At 66.1% G+C, this 13,549-nt stretch carries 14 protein-coding genes; all 14 read left to right on the forward strand.

All coding sequences use genetic code 11. The features are described from left to right. Positions 1-280: PIN domain-containing protein (locus GPX89_RS42970; RefSeq protein WP_157393554.1), on the forward strand; the 280-nt coding region annotated here is incomplete at its 5' end. A gap of 191 nt (positions 281-471) precedes the next feature. Then, positions 472-1,128, forward strand: coding sequence for a chymotrypsin family serine protease (locus GPX89_RS42975; RefSeq protein WP_157393555.1), 657 nt, complete (start codon positions 472-474; stop codon positions 1,126-1,128). Between the two features lie 282 nt (positions 1,129-1,410). Next, a complete protein-coding gene (gene rplJ, locus GPX89_RS42980; RefSeq protein WP_157393556.1) occupies positions 1,411-1,974 on the forward strand; it encodes a 50S ribosomal protein L10 in 564 nt (187 codons plus the stop codon). Positions 1,975-2,037: 63 nt separating this feature from the next. After that, positions 2,038-2,418, forward strand: a complete 381-nt coding sequence (gene rplL, locus GPX89_RS42985) for a 50S ribosomal protein L7/L12 (RefSeq protein ID WP_157393557.1) — start codon at positions 2,038-2,040, stop codon at positions 2,416-2,418. A 276-nt stretch (positions 2,419-2,694) separates the two neighbouring features. Beyond that, complete coding sequence (locus GPX89_RS42990; protein WP_328602984.1) at positions 2,695-3,756, forward strand: ABC transporter ATP-binding protein; 1,062 nt, start codon at positions 2,695-2,697, stop codon at positions 3,754-3,756. Between the two features lie 10 nt (positions 3,757-3,766). After that, positions 3,767-4,561, forward strand: coding sequence for an MlaE family ABC transporter permease (locus tag GPX89_RS42995; RefSeq protein WP_033088700.1), 795 nt, complete (start codon positions 3,767-3,769; stop codon positions 4,559-4,561). Between the two features lie 3 nt (positions 4,562-4,564). Next, entirely contained in the window at positions 4,565-5,431 is an 867-nt protein-coding gene (locus tag GPX89_RS43000; protein WP_157393558.1) for an MlaE family ABC transporter permease, read from the forward strand. Continuing rightward, the gene (locus GPX89_RS43005; RefSeq protein WP_157393559.1) at positions 5,428-6,780 is read left to right on the forward strand and encodes an MCE family protein; all 1,353 of its coding nucleotides are present in this window, start codon (positions 5,428-5,430) and stop codon (positions 6,778-6,780) included. Before GPX89_RS43000 ends, GPX89_RS43005 begins: the two co-directional genes overlap by 4 nt. A gap of 8 nt (positions 6,781-6,788) precedes the next feature. Then, positions 6,789-7,865, forward strand: a complete 1,077-nt coding sequence (locus GPX89_RS43010; protein WP_157393616.1) for an MCE family protein — start codon at positions 6,789-6,791, stop codon at positions 7,863-7,865. After that, positions 7,865-8,872 carry an MCE family protein gene (locus GPX89_RS43015; protein ID WP_157393560.1) on the forward strand — a complete coding sequence of 336 codons (1,008 nt, stop codon included), beginning with the start codon at positions 7,865-7,867 and terminating at the stop codon, positions 8,870-8,872. Before GPX89_RS43010 ends, GPX89_RS43015 begins: the two co-directional genes overlap by 1 nt. 3 nt (positions 8,873-8,875) lie before the next feature. Beyond that, positions 8,876-10,135 carry an MCE family protein gene (locus tag GPX89_RS43020; protein WP_328602985.1) on the forward strand — a complete coding sequence of 420 codons (1,260 nt, stop codon included), beginning with the start codon at positions 8,876-8,878 and terminating at the stop codon, positions 10,133-10,135. Beyond that, a complete protein-coding gene (locus GPX89_RS43025; protein ID WP_157393561.1) occupies positions 10,132-11,373 on the forward strand; it encodes an MCE family protein in 1,242 nt (413 codons plus the stop codon). The genes GPX89_RS43020 and GPX89_RS43025 overlap by 4 nt, the downstream gene beginning before the upstream one ends. Next, on the forward strand, positions 11,370-12,611 hold the full coding sequence (locus tag GPX89_RS43030) for an MCE family protein (RefSeq protein ID WP_157393562.1): 1,242 nt from the start codon (positions 11,370-11,372) through the stop codon (positions 12,609-12,611). The genes GPX89_RS43025 and GPX89_RS43030 overlap by 4 nt, the downstream gene beginning before the upstream one ends. Positions 12,612-12,671: 60 nt before the next feature. After that, positions 12,672-13,541 carry a hypothetical protein gene (locus GPX89_RS43035; protein ID WP_157393563.1) on the forward strand — a complete coding sequence of 290 codons (870 nt, stop codon included), beginning with the start codon at positions 12,672-12,674 and terminating at the stop codon, positions 13,539-13,541. The last annotated feature ends 8 nt before the right edge of the window (positions 13,542-13,549 follow it).

A 13,549-nucleotide genomic window follows, 5' to 3' on the forward strand; every position in this document is an offset into this window, starting at 1 on the left:
GGATCTGATCCTGGCCGAGACCGTCTATGTGCTGCAGAGCGTCTACCAGGTGCCGAGACCTCAGGTCGCCGCTCTGGCGCGGGTGCTCGTCAGTTCTCGCAACATCGTCACCGGCGATCCCGGCCTGCTCATTCGTGCGATCGACGTCTACGAGCACTACCGTCTGTCGTTCGCGGACGCCTATCTGGTGGCGCTTTCCGAGGCTGCCCCGGGGTCGGGTATCGCATCGTTCGACAAGGGGATCGGCAAGGTGGAGACGGTGATTCGTATCGAGCCGTAGCCTTCGAGGCCGATTCGACACGCTGATCGACCGGGGGATCGGGGTTCGGGCGCGGGGTTGTGAGCGTCAGGGGCTTGGATAAGAGCGAAACGCGACCGTTGTGTTTGCTCTGATCGTCCATCCAAGCCGGAGGCGTGATGACTCGAAATCGCTCGGCGGCAGTGCTTTTCGGTTCGATAATCATGGGTGTTATGACCGTTGTGTCCGTTGCTGCCCGCGTGCACGCGGAGGAGCCGCGACGGGTGCCGGTGGGCGGGGGCACGGGAGTGGCGTTGTCGTGGGGAGCGCCGGTCGGGTCGCTGTCGCTGGTGCATTACTGCACGCTCACCGCGATCGGGTCGGACGCGGCGGGGAATCTGGTCGGGCTCACGAACGCGCACTGCGCCTTTGAGCGAGGGGACGCGGTCTACCCGCATGATCCGTCGCTCGGGCGGATCGGGACGGTCGACTACGTCAGTGGCGGCAATCCGATCGGTCCCGGGCCGCACGGGGTCGGGCTGGACTATTCCGTCATCCTTTTCGACCGGTCGATGGTGGATCCCGTTGCGACGGTGGGTGATACGACGATCCGCCGGATCGCGGCGCCGCCGCCGGAAGGCACCCCGGTGTGCAAGCAGGGCGATACCAGCGGCCGGACCTGCGGCACCACCCTCAGCTCGATGGGCCCCTACCTGGTCACCACCGTGCCCGAATTCCCCGGTGATTCCGGTGCGCCGGTGGTCGCGGGTGACGCCCTGATCGGCAACCAGTGGGTGTGGGGCGGCAGTTCCTCGATCACCGCGATCCTCGACGACCTCGACCGCAGGGGCGGGGTAGGAGCCGGGTTCCACCTCGATTTTGCTGGTTAGATGCGTGTCCGCTATATTGGACGACGGTCATCGATCCGTTCGGTGATCACCCCCAATCGTTCTACCGAAGACCGTTGGTTGCTGCCCTCGAGGCAGTCGAAGGTCCGGCGATATTGCCGGCGGCCCACGCAGGGAGAGCCGAGGTAGGGAAACTTGCGAGAGATCGCGTTTCTTGTGCGCCCCGGGTTCGCTCTGCGACCGGGGCGTTAGCTTTGTCGCCGGCCCCTGTGGCGGAACTCGGTAGTTCATACGAGAACCGACCATCCAGAGAGGAGGCGAAGTATGGCAAAGCCTGAGAAGGTCACCGCGGTCGCGGAGATCACCGAGCAGTTCAAGTCGTCCACCGCGACTGTCGTCACGGAATACCGTGGCCTGTCCGTCGGCAAGATCACTGAGCTGCGTCGTGCCCTCGGCGCGAACGCTACCTACTCCGTCGCCAAGAACACCCTGGTCAAGCGTGCCGCCGCCGAGGCGGGCGTGGAAGGCCTGGATGACTTGTTCGTCGGTCCGACCGCCATCACCTTCATCACCGGTGAGCCGGTCGAGGCCGCGAAGGCGCTGAAGGCGTTCGCCAAGGACAACAAGGCGCTCATCATCAAGGGCGGCTACATGGACGGCGCTGCGCTGTCCGTGTCCGAGGTCGAGCGCATCGCCGACCTCGAGTCGCGCGAGGTGCTGCTGGCCAAGCTGGCCGGTGCCATGAAGGGCAACCTGTCGAAGGCTGCCGGCCTGTTCGCCGCCCCCGGCAACCAGGTCGCGCGCCTGCTGGCCGCGCTGCAGGAGAAGAAGCAGGCCGAGGGTGGCGCCGCCGCTCCGGCCGCCGACGCTGCTGCCGACGCCGAATAAGTCACAACCCCAAACCTATTCGCCGCTGTCGACACAGCGACGAACCTACGAAAGGAAATATCAATGGCCAACGTTGATGAGCTGCTCGAGACCTTCGCCGGCATGACCCTGCTGGAGCTGTCCGAGTTCGTGAAGGCGTTCGAGGACAAGTTCGAGGTCACCGCCGCTGCTCCGGTCGCCGTCGCCGCCGCGGGTGTCGCTGGTGCCCCGGCCGAGGCCGCCGAGGAGCAGGACGAGTTCGACGTCATCCTCGAGGGTGCCGGCGACAAGAAGATCCAGGTCATCAAGGTCGTTCGCGAGATCGTCTCCGGCCTGGGCCTGAAGGAAGCCAAGGACCTGGTCGAGGGTGCCCCGAAGGCCATCCTGGAGAAGGTCAACAAGGAGGCCGCCGAGGCCGCCAAGGCGAAGCTCGAGGAGGCCGGCGCGAAGATCACCGTCAAGTAAGACGGAGATTGTGTGCCGGGGTCATACTCGGCAACGCGTCCCTTTGTGAAAAGGGCGGTTCCCATTGTGGGGCCGCCCTTTTCGCGTATCTTTCTCCCTTAATACACCCGTGATCGCGACTTCGGAATGAAACTTTCTACCGACCAGTCAGGTCCCGGTGTCCGAGACGGTATATATGCGATACAGTGGCCGAACCTACTGTGACGCGCCACACCGCGCGAAATTTGTGGCTCAGGGTTACATGTAGGGCGCTCGTCGGAGAAAGTGGAGGTTGGCGTGGGCGTCGAGGTCAGGACCGAAGGCATCACGAAGTCGTTCGGTTCCCAGCGTATTTGGCAGGACGTCACTCTGACGCTGCCTCCGGGGGAAGTCAGCGCTCTGCTCGGCCCGTCCGGTACCGGTAAGTCCGTCTTCCTGAAGTCGTTGATCGGTCTGCTCCGTCCGGAGAAGGGCTCGATCTACATCGACGGCACCGACATCACCACGTGCTCCAACAAGGAGCTCTACGAGATCCGCAAGCTGTTCGGCGTCCTCTTCCAGGACGGCGCGCTGTTCGGATCCATGAACCTGTTCGACAACACGGCCTTCCCGTTGCGCGAGCACACCAAGAAGAGCGAATCCGAGATCAAGAAGATCGTCATGGAGAAGCTCGAGCTGACCGGTCTGCTGGGCGCCGAGGGGAAGCTGCCCGGTGAGATCTCCGGTGGTATGCGCAAGCGTGCCGGCCTGGCTCGCGCGCTGGTGCTGGACCCGCAGATCATCCTCGTCGACGAGCCGGACTCCGGTCTGGATCCCGTTCGCACCACCTATCTTTCGCAGCTGTTGATCGATATCAACGCGCAGATCGACGCCACGATCCTGATCGTCACGCACAACATCAACCTCGCGCGTACGGTGCCGGACAACATCGGCATGCTGTTCCGCCGCAACCTGGTCATGTTCGGTCCCCGCGAGGTGCTGCTCACCTCGGAGGAGCCGGTGGTCAAGCAGTTCCTCAACGGCCGCATGCAGGGCCCCATCGGTATGTCCGAGGAGAAGGACGAAGCCCAGATGGCCCGCGAGCAGGCCATGTTCGACTCGGGTCACCACGCCGGTGGCGCGGAGGAGATCGAGGGCATCATCCCGCAGATGCGGGCGCAGCCGGGGATGCCCGTGCGTGGCGCGGTGAACCGTCGTCGCGAGCGGGTCCGTCAGATCATGCACACCCTGCCGCCTGCTGCTCAGGAAGCCATTCGGGAGTCCATGCAGCAGAACGGCGATGATTCCGACACACAGGTAATGCCCGCCTATACAGGCGGGTACGACGCCACGGTTCGACAGAACCTGACTAACGGGTAACATACCGCCCGTGAACCCCACCCTGACGCGACTGCGCACCCCGGTCGAGTCGGGACTTGCCCAGGCCGGCAACATTTTCGCCCTGTTTCTGGACGTGCTCCGGAAGACGTTCCGCCGGCCTTTCCAGTGGCGGGAGTTCATCGAGCAATCGTGGTTCATCGCGAGTGTCTCGATCCTCCCCGCCGCTCTGGTGGCAATCCCGTTCGGCGCCGTGGTGGCCCTGCAGACCGGCTCGCTCATCAAGCAGCTGGGCGCGGAGAACTTCACCGGTGCGACCTCGGTGCTCGCAACCGTTCAGCAGGCGGCTCCGGTCGTGACCGCCTTGATCATCGCGGGCGCGGCCGGTTCGGCCGTGGCCGCCGACCTCGGCTCGCGCACCATCCGCGAGGAGATCGACGCCATGGAGGTCCTCGGCATCGATCCCATTCAGCGCCTGGTGGTTCCGCGCGTGCTGGGCATGATGCTGGTCGCCTTCCTGCTCAACGGCCTGGTGTCGGTCGTCGGCATCTGCGGCGGCTACTTCTTCAACGTGGGGCTGCAGGGCGGCACCCCGGGCGCGTATCTCGCGTCCTTCTCCGCCCTCGCGCAGATCCCCGACCTGGTGATCGGCGAAATCAAGGCGCTGATCTTCGGCGTGGTGGCGGGGGTCATCGCCGCGTACAAGGGCCTGCATCCCAAGGGGGGACCGAAAGGAGTGGGCGACGCGGTGAACCAATCCGTGGTGATCACGTTCCTCGTCTTGTTCTTCCTGAATCTGGTTCTCACCCTGATCTATCTTCAGGTCGTCCCCGCAAAGGGCGCGTGACCCATGGTCGTTTCGCAGCGTTCCACCGTCTTCTCCCGGTCGGCGCGCCGGGTGAAGCCGGTCATCGAGGCCCCGGTGAACCTGGTCGACAAGGCCGGGGACCAGATGTCGTTCTACTCCAAGGCCATCGGCGCCATTCCGAGAACGCTGGTGCACTTCCGCAAGGAGGTCATGCGGCTGCTGGCCGAGGTGACCTTCGGTTCGGGTGCGCTGGCGGTCATCGGCGGCACCATCGGCGTGATCGTGTTCATGTCGGCCTCGGTCGGTGTGGTCGTCGGTCTGCAGGGCTTCAAAGCCCTTGACGCCCTTGGTTCCGGAGTCCTGACCGGCTTCCTGACCGGGTACATCAATACCCGTGAGCTGGCGCCGCTGGTCGCGGCGCTGGCGCTGTCGGCGACCGTCGGCTGTGGTTTCACCGCGCAGCTGGGCGCCATGCGGATCTCCGAGGAGATCGACGCGCTCGAGGTGATGGCGGTGCCGTCGGTGCCGTTCCTGGTGACCACGCGCGCGATCGCCGGCTTCCTCGCGGTGATTCCGCTGTACGTGGTCGGCCTGCTGGGCACCTACGTGGCCTCGCGGTTGATCAGCATCTACTTCAACGGGCAGTCGAGTGGCTCCTATGACCACTACTTCAGTCTGTTCCTGCCACCCGAAGACGTGCTCTATTCGTTCGTGAAGGTGCTCGTCTTCGCGTTCGTGATCATCCTGGTGCACTGCTACTACGGCTACAACGCCAGCGGCGGTCCCGCGGGTGTCGGTGTGGCCGTGGGCCGTGCGGTGCGTGCCGCGATCGTGCTCATCAACGTGCTGGACTTCTTCCTGTCCCTGGCGATCTGGGGTACGACCACGACGGTGCGGGTGGCCGGATGAGCAACCCGGAGCGTGTGCAGTTCTGGCGGAAGACCGAGAAGCTGCGCACCAGGACCCTTGGTGTGCTGTTCTTCGTACTGGTCGCGCTGTTTCTTTGGACGACCATCGCCATCTACAACAAGCAGTTCACCGATTCGGTGCGGGTCAACCTGATCACCGACACCGTCGGAAACGCCTTGACCCGCAACGCGGATGTGAAGGTCCGCGGCGTCACTGTCGGCGAACTGCGGTCGAGCTCCTACGACGGCAAGAACGTCAAACTGGACCTGGCCATCGATCCGGCCAAGGCCAAGGAGATCCCGGTCAACGTGACCGCGCGACTGCTGCCCAAGACGCTCTTCGGTGAGCGCTACATCGACCTGACCTGGCCCGCGGACCCGCAGGGCCACCTCACCGAGGGCGTGACCCTGCACCAGGACACCACCGGCAATGCCGTCGAGGTGAGCCAGCTGCTGGATCACATCCTGCCGCTGCTGCAGGCGATTCCGCCGCAGTACCTGTCCTCCACGCTGGGCGCGCTGTCCAACGCGCTGCAGGGACAGGGGGAGGAACTGGGCAAGACCGTCGACCGGCTCGACACCATCATCACCCAGGTCAACGGTGAGATGCCCACGCTGCAACAGGATCTGAAGAGCCTGGCCGACGTGGCGACCACCTACGCCGACGCCGCGCCGCAGCTGGTGGACGCGCTGGACAACCTGCGCACCACCAATGCCACCATCGTGCAGAAGCGTTCGCAGATCGACACCTTGCTGGCGACGCTCACCCCGAGCGCCTCCACCACCGCCGACTTCCTGCTGGCCAACCGCGACAACATCATCGACGTGGCCGCCGACTCGCGGCCCGCGCTCGAGGCGCTGGCCAAGTACTCGCCCAGCTACAGCTGCGCGCTGGCCGGTTTCGCGGAGCTCAAGCCGCGCATCGACGAGATCTTCGGCAAGGGCACCGATCTGCCGGGTTCGCGGGTGAGCGTGTCGATCGTGAACCCGCGCGGCCGCTACGTTCCCAACCAGGACGAGCCGCGATGGTTCGACTCGCGCGGCCCGCTCTGCATTCCGATGTACCCGCCCGGCACCGACCCGGGCCAGTACACCGACGGTTCCGGCAATGACGGCTCCTACCAGCCGCCCAGCCGCAATCCGGGCGACCAGAACATCGGCCGGATGCAGGAGCCGCAGTACAAGGTGTACGGCCCCTACACGCCGACCACCGCCTACTCGCCGCAGGAGTCCCAGGCGCTGGGCACGATCTACGGTGCGGCCCACGGTGTTTCGCCCGACCAGGTGCCCAGCTGGGTCACCAAGATCGCGGCCCCGGCGTTCCGCGGCAGTGAGGTGAGCGTCAAGTGAAGGATGTGTTGCGCGGCCTCGGGCCGACGCTGACCAAACTCATCGCCTTCATTCTCGTCACGGTCTTCCTGACGGGCGTGCTGGCGCTGACCATCGCCAACTACGGTGGCGGCGGCACCAAGTTCAATGCCCGCTTCACCGATGTGACCTCCCTGAACAAGGGCGACGAGGTCCGCATCGCGGGTGTCCGCGTCGGCAAGGTGACCAATGTGTCCATCGTGGACAAGCGCCTGGCCAATGTGGAATTCGAACTGACCGACCGGGATTGGCTGCCCGCCTCCACCACCGCGACCATCAAGTACCGGAACCTGGTGGGACAGCGCTACGTCGCGCTGGAACAGGGCACCGGCGAGCAGGGCCGCAAGATGAACAAGGGCGCGACGATCCCGCTGGAGCGCACCAAGCCCGCGGTCAATCTGACCGAGCTGTTCAACGGGTTCCGGCCGCTGTTCCAGACGCTCACGCCCGAGGACGTGAACAAGCTGTCCGGCGAGATCATCCAGGTCTTCCAGGGTGAATCCGGCACGATCCGGGACCTGGTGGCCACCACCGCCTCGCTCACCAACAAGGTGGCCGACAAGGACGCGGTGATCGGCGAGCTGATCAAGAACCTGAACGCGGTGCTGGACAGCATCAATTCCCGCGGCGACCAGCTCGACCAGTTGATCGTGAACACCGAGGCGCTGGTCACCGGCCTCAATGCCGACCGCGGCACCATCGGCTCGGCCGTCACCTCGCTGGGCAACCTGGCCTCGGCCACCGCCGACCTGCTGGTCCCGGTGCGGCCGAACCTGCAGGGCGCTATCGCGGGCCTGAACCAGCTGACCGGCACGCTCAACGACCGCAAGGACGAGGTCGACGAGGGCCTGACCAACCTGCCCATCAAGATGGAGAAGCTCGGGCGCGCAGCCTCTTACGGCTCCTGGTTCCAGTTCTACCTGTGCGGCATCGACATCGTCGCCGGGCCGGGCACCAAGGACGCGCCGCAGCTGAACTTCCCGCCCGCACTGCAGAACATGCCGACCGTGAACCAGCCGATCTACACCAATCCGGCCCCGCGCTGCCATGGGAAGGGAGGCCGCTGATGGACGACCGCACCGTACTGGGCAAGCGCAGTCCGGCATTCATGGGCGGGCTGGGCCTGCTCCTGGTGCTGCTGGTGACCATGTCCGCGTTCAATCTGGACAAGCTGCCCCTGCTGGGGGCGGGTACCAAGTACACCGCCGAGTTCTCCGAGGCCGCCGGGCTGAAGAAGGGCAACGAGGTTCGCATCGCCGGCGTGAAGGTCGGCGCGGTCTCCGACGTCCGACTCGACGGCGACAAGGTGCTGGTCGACTTCCGCACCCAGGACGCCTGGGTCGGCAACGAGACCACCGCCTCCATCCAGATCAAGACCCTGCTCGGGCAGAAGTATCTGGCGCTCGATCCCAAGGGCACCAAGATCCTCAACCCCTCGGACCGGATTCCGCTCTCGCGCACCGTGTCTCCCTACGACGTGGTGGACGCGTTCAGCGACGCGGCCAAGAACATCGAGGAGACGAACACCGCGCAGCTCGCGCAGAGCTTCCAGGTGCTCTCGGATGCCTTCTCGACGACGCCGCCGGAACTGCGGGGGTCGATCGACGGCGTCGCGCGGCTCTCGGAGACCCTGGCCAAGCGTGACGATCAGCTCAAGCAGCTGTTCGCCGCCACCAAGACCACCTCGAAGGTGCTCGCGGACCGCAACCAGGAGTTCGAGCGGCTCATCTCCAACGGCGGCGAGCTGCTGGCCGAGCTGAACGTGCGCCAGCAGGCGATCCACCAGCTGCTCACCGGCGCGAAAACCATTGCGGCCGAACTGAGTGCGCTGGTCAAGGACAACGAGCAGCAGATCGGCCCCGCGCTGACCAACCTGAACAAGACCATCGACCTGCTCAACGACCACCAGGCCGACATCTCCAAGACCCTCACCCTGGCCGCGCCCTTCTATGGGCTCTACGCCAATGTGCTGGGCAACGGCCGCTGGTTCGACGCGGTCATCACCAACCTGATTCCGCCCGCGCTGCCGGACATTCCGGGTGACCGCCAGCCGATCCGAAAGTTGGGAGGTTAGCCCGTGGCGAAGAATCCGCTCACCGCTCTGCGCGGTACCAGCACCAAGAGCAAGGTCATCGCCCTGGTGGCCGTCCTCGGGGTCGCGCTCGCCGGCGTCGCGTGGTGGGGCTTCGGCAAGCTCAACACGACCACCATCACCGCCGACTTCGACAAGTCCATCGGCATCTACGAGGGCTCGGATGTCCGCATCCTGGGCGTGCCGGTCGGTCACGTCACGAAGGTGACGCCCAAGGGCGACATCGTCCAGGTCGTGATGGAAGTCGATCGCAAGTACGACATTCCGGCCGACGCCAAGGCCGCCCAGATCACCCCGTCGGTGGTGTCGGACCGGTACATCCAGCTCGCGCCCGTCTACAAGGGCGGGCCGAAGATGGGCCGCAACGCCACCATCCCGAAGGATCGCACCGCGACCCCGGTCGAGGTGGACCGGCTCTACAAGTCCATCACCGATCTCTCGGATGCGCTGGGCCCCAACGGCGCCAACAAGGACGGCGCGCTGAACCAGCTGGTGCGCACCTCCGCGGACAACCTCTCCGGCAACGGTGAGGCGCTGGGCAACAGCTTCACCCAGCTGTCCAAGGCCGCGAACGCGCTCTCCGATTCGCGTAACGACATCTTCGACACGGTCAAGAACCTGCAGGTCTTCGTGCAGACCCTGGCCGACAACGACGCGCAGGTGCGGACCTTCAACACCCAGCTGGCCTCGCTGGCCGGGTTCCTGTCCGACGAGCGCCAGACCCTCGGCGACGCGCTGAGCCTGCTGTCGGTCGCGCTCGGCGACGTGGCCCGGTTCATCGACGACAACCGGGATCTGGTGCAGTCCAACGCCGACGCGCTGACCAAGCTCACCCAGACGCTCGCCGATCAGCGCGACGATCTGGCCAAGGCGCTGCCGCTCATCCCGACCGCGCTGAGCAACCTGATCAACGTGCACAACGGTGAGACCGGCACGCTCGACATGCGCCCCAACTTCACCGACCTGCAGGACCCGTTCGGCGTCATCTGCAAGATGCTGGATCTGGGCAAGCTGCGTCCCGGCGACCCCAAGTTCGACGCCATCTCGCGTCAGCTGGGCCCGATCCTGAACAACTGCAAGGTGATCACCGATCAGCTCACCGCGGGCGTGAAGACGCCGACGCTGGTGCTGCCCTTCGGCATCCTCAGCGGTGAGAACGAGCAGCGCAACGCGGTGCCGGGCTCGGTCCCGGGCAACCCGTCCGACCAGCAGCCGCCGTCGCAGCAGGAAGGTGGACAGCGATGAGCGCCAAGCGCATTCGCGGCGGACGGGTCAAGCGCGCCGCCCTGATCGCCACCTCGCTCGGCGCGGTCACCATGGTGGCCGCGGGCTGTGGCGCGGACAGCATTCCGCTGCCCGGCGGCCCGAATGTCGGCAAGCACCCCATGCACCTCGACATCCGCTTCTCCGACGTGCTGGACCTGGTCCCGCAGTCGACGGTGAAGGTGGACGGCGTGGCCGTGGGCCGGGTCGACAAGATCCGCATCGCGCCCGACAACGCCTGGGAAGCCAGCGTGCAGGTGCTGGTCGACGATGCCGTGAACCTGCCCGCCAATGCCCGCGCCGAGGTCAAGCAGACCAACCTGCTGGGCGAGAAGTACATCGAGCTGTCCGCTCCCGCCCAGAACGCCGACGCGGCGAAGCTGAAGGACGGCGCGAAGATCCCGGTCGAGAACACCCGCACCGCCACCGAGGTGGAGCAGGTGCTGGGCGCGCTGTCGCTGCTGCTCAACGGCGGCGGCGTGGCGCAGCTGCAGCCGATCGTGGTGGAGCTCAACAAGACTCTGGGCGGTCGCGAGGGCAAGGTCCGGGATCTGCTGGACCAGGCCAACACCCTGATCAAGGGCCTCGACGACCAGGTCGACAACATCACCCGTGCGCTGGACAGCCTCGACACGCTCAGCAGCCGGGTGGGGCAGCAGACCACCCAGATCTCCAAGATCCTCGACGAGCTGCCGCACGGCATCAAGATCCTCAATGAGCAACGGCCGCAGCTGATTCAGATGCTGACCCAGCTGGATCGGGTGGGGCAGGCCGGTTTCGACGTGCTGAACCACTCCAAGGACAACCTGATCACCGACCTGTCCTCGCTGCGGCCCACGCTGCAGGCGCTGGGCAATTCGGCCGGTGACCTGGTGACCGCGTTCCCGCTCATCCCGACCTACCCGTTCCCGGACGAGGCCATAAAGTCCGCGTTCGGCGGCCAGGTCAACACCTGGCTCTCGGTCGACCTGCAGATCGGCGGTCTGCTCTCGAATCTCGGTGTGGGCAAGCCGGATCCGCAGTACCTGCCGCCCTCGGGCCGCCAGGTCAACGTCGATCCGACCAACCCGTACTACAACGGCAACGGCCCGCGCGGCGGCTGGCCGACCGTCTCCCTGCTGCCGCTGCCGCCCACCGTGGCGCGGCCGACCGGGGCGACGGGACCGACCGATCCGCTGGGATCGATCCTCGAGCAGCTGGGAGTGGGTGGTCCGCGATGACTCGTCTGGTGCGTAATCAGCTGATCGCCTTCGCGCTCATCGCCGTGCTCGGCGTGGTGTTCGTCGGCGCGAAATACGTTCGCCTGGACAACATGCTCGGCTTCGGGCTGTACAAGGTGAAGGTGCAGGCCAAGGAGACCGGCAACCTGTCGAAGGGCGCCGAGGTCACCTACCGCGGCGTGCCCGTGGGCCGGGTCGGCGACCTCGACGTCACCCCCGACGGCGTGCTCATCACCCTGGAGATGAACTCCGGCAAGCCCAAGGTCCCCGCCAACGCGAAGGCCGTGGTGGCCAACCGTTCCGCCATCGGTGAGCAGTACGTCGACCTGGTGCCGACCAGCGATGGCTCGCCGTGGCTGCACGACGGCTCGGTCATCGACGGCGCGGCCACGCCGATCCACGTCGAGGATCTGCTCACCAGTGTCGACCACTTCGCCAACACCACCGACCTGAAGGCGTTGTCCACCACCATCACCGAGCTGGGCAAGGCCTTCGACGGCCAGGGCGACAACCTCAAGATCCTGGTCGACTCGCTCAACAAGTTCAGCGCCACCGGCCTGGACAACCTGCCGCAGACCCTGGCGCTGATCCGGGCCGCCAAGCCCGTTCTCGGCACCCAGGCCGAGCAGGCCCCGGCGATCCTGCAGTTCAGCGACGGCCTCGACAAGCTCACCGCGCAGCTGAAGTCCAACGACCCGGACATCCGCCGCCTCATCGGCACCGGCACCGACGCGGGTTCCGCGATCCAGCGTCTGCTGCAGGAGAGCGGCCCGGCCCTCACCAAGGACCTCACCAACCTGCGCACGCTGCTGGCGGCCATCTCGCCGAAGTTCTACGCCCTCGGCCCGGTGCTCGCGATGCTGCCGCTGCTGCCGCTCGGTGGTTCCTCGACCGCGCCCGGTGACGGCACCACCCACTTCGGCCTGGTGCTGGAGACCAACGACCCGCCCGCCTGCACCGTGGGATACGAAGGCACACAACGGATCCTGGACCAGATGAAGGCCCAGAACCCGAACTTCGACGACACCCGCGACGACTTCCCGTTCAATACGGAAGCCCATTGCGCGGTCCCCCAGGGCAGCGAAACCGACGTCCGCGGCGCGGCGCGCGCCGATCTGGCCGACCCCAATGTCCCGCAGCCGTGGGACGACAAGCCCAAGTACGACCCGGACAAGCTCAATCTGAACCCGGTCGCGACGCAGCTGGCGACGCTGATGGGCATCACCCCCAAGCACTGACCGCTTCACGGTGACCGAAGTCCCAGCTAGGGCGCGAAGAGAGGAAAGTATGGTGGCGGCGTGAGCCAGCACAAGGACAGCGAATCGGGGGAGAACCTCGAGAAGCCGACGACAGAGTCGGTTCCCGAAACAACCCCGGACGCGTCCTGGGCCGACGTCGCGACCTCGGAGTCGTTCCAGAGCGCGGGCGCCGACGCCGAATCCGGCACGGAGACGGTCGAACCGGCGTCCGAGCCGACGGTGGTGCTCGACAAGCCCGCCGAGGCCGCCGAGCCCACGGCGCCCGCCGAGCCGGTTTCACCGCCCGCGCAGGCCCTGCCCGTCGAACAGGTCACGGACGCGCCGCCCGCGGACGGCTTGGACATGCGGCGGTTCGCGAGGGTCGGCGCGATCGCGCTGCTGATCGTCTCGGTCATCGCGGCCGGCGTGATCGGCTACCTGTGGTTCGGCGACCACAAGGACGAGAGCCGGGCTCAGGCCCGCGACTCCGTGCTGACCGACGCCCGCCAGGCCGCCGTGAACCTCATGTCCATCAACCCGGACGATATCGACGGCTCGCTGGCAAATATTCGGTCATCGATGACGGGGGACCTGCTCAAGCAGCAGGAGGACGGGCAGGACGAGCTGAAGAAGCAGGCTCAGGACTCCAAGACCCGGATCCAGGCCTCCGTCGAGGGCATCACGCTCACCTCGCTCAACAGCGAACTCGATCACGCCTCCACCTTCGCGGTGCTGAAGATCACCCGCAGCTGGCCCGGCGGCCAACCGGCGAGCTTCCGCCAGCTGTGGACCCTCGACATGGTGAAGACGGGCGACACCTGGAAGGCCGAGAAGGCGCAGAACCTGGGCGAGCCCGTGCCCCTGGGCTCGGCCGCCGCGCCGCAGAACGATACGTCCCAGCCGACCCCGACCCCCAAACCGGGCAACTAGGAGGGAGT

The organism is Nocardia terrae (assembly GCF_009760405.1).
Lineage (GTDB): Bacteria > Actinomycetota > Actinomycetes > Mycobacteriales > Mycobacteriaceae > Nocardia > Nocardia terrae.